General features: G+C 63.7%; 1 pseudogene. It reads left to right on the top strand.

The window, feature by feature from the left end:
* Positions 1-272: 272 nt before the first annotated feature.
* Positions 273-1,277, top strand: a pseudogene (locus IC50_RS38155) (methyl-accepting chemotaxis protein); the annotation flags it as partial.

Below are 1,277 nucleotides of genomic sequence, written 5' to 3'. Positions count from 1 at the left end.
CGCGCGGCATAGCTGCGACGCCGTCGCACCGCCTCGGACAAGCCCGCCATCAAGCGCGCTCGTCCGCGACGACGGCAGAGGTCGGCGCTGGCGGTCAATTTGTAGCGGCGCGAGAAAGCGCCCCTTAACGATTCCCTGCGTCACCTAACCGCCGGTTGCCGCGCCACAAATTTACCACAGCTTATCCTTTGCCCCCTACCGTGCAGACGAGTCGGGAAGCGGGCTGCTTCCGGGCTGCGCCTGGTTTTCCGCGAATGGAATGGGGTGGGGGAATGTCGGTCAAGTCGAAGTCGAGCCAATCGAAGCTGCCAACGTTGCGTTTTCGTGCAAAAATCATCCTCGGCTTCGTGGCAGTGCTAGCCATCCTCGCCGTCAGCATGGCTTTCGCCTATTTCGGCTTCGAACGGATCCAGGGCGCCGTCGCCTCCTACCGAACCAGCGTGTCCGAGGCCGATCTGGCGCGGACGGTCGAACGCGAGCTGATCGCCTATCAGGGGCTGGCACGGGCCTATACCCTGACCGGCGCGGCGGATGACGAGACCGCAGCCAAGACCGCTGAAGGCAACCTGAAGAGCGCGATCGCCAAGTCGATGGCCGCCACGACCGGTGCCGCCCGCCGTGAGCAGGTCGGCCAGCTCGAGGCCGAGTTCCAGCGCTTTACGAAAGTCTTCGGCGAGATCATCACGCTGACGCGCGAGAACAACAAGATCGCGGCCGACGAGCTCAACAGCGTCGGCAACAAGATCCGTTTCAAATTCGACGATCTCGCCGACACTGCAGCACTGGCGGGCCTGAACTCGGTCCAGAGCACGGCCAAGGACGTCACCTCGCAATATCTGGCGGTCTCCACCTCGGTCAGCGCCTTCGTGGCCAAGCCGGAGCCGAAGACCGCCGACGGCGTGATCGCCCGCATCAAGTTCCTCGAGACGCTGCTGGTCTCCATCTACGCGAATGACCAGAAGATCACGGATCGCGTCAAGGAGATCGGCGATCTCTTGAAGCAGTACCGCGCCTCGTTCGCAAAGCTGACCGAGAACGTGAAGGTCATCGTCAAGCTGAACGGCGAGATGACCAAGACGGCGGCGACCATCCTCAAGCTCTCGGCCGAGCTGCGTTCGGATCTGACCGCGGACCAGCAGCGCATCGAGGCGAGCGCCAATGCGACGATCGGAGAGACCGAGCAGCTGATGCTGATGCTGGCGCTGGGCGGGCTGGCCGTGGGCACCGTGCTGGCCTTGTGGCTCGGCAATGGCATCTCGCGGCCGATGATCGCGATG

The organism is Bradyrhizobium genomosp. I (2014) (assembly GCF_000261685.1).
Taxonomy (GTDB): domain Bacteria; phylum Pseudomonadota; class Alphaproteobacteria; order Rhizobiales; family Xanthobacteraceae; genus Bradyrhizobium.
This window is presented reverse-complemented; position numbering and strand designations above follow the sequence as displayed.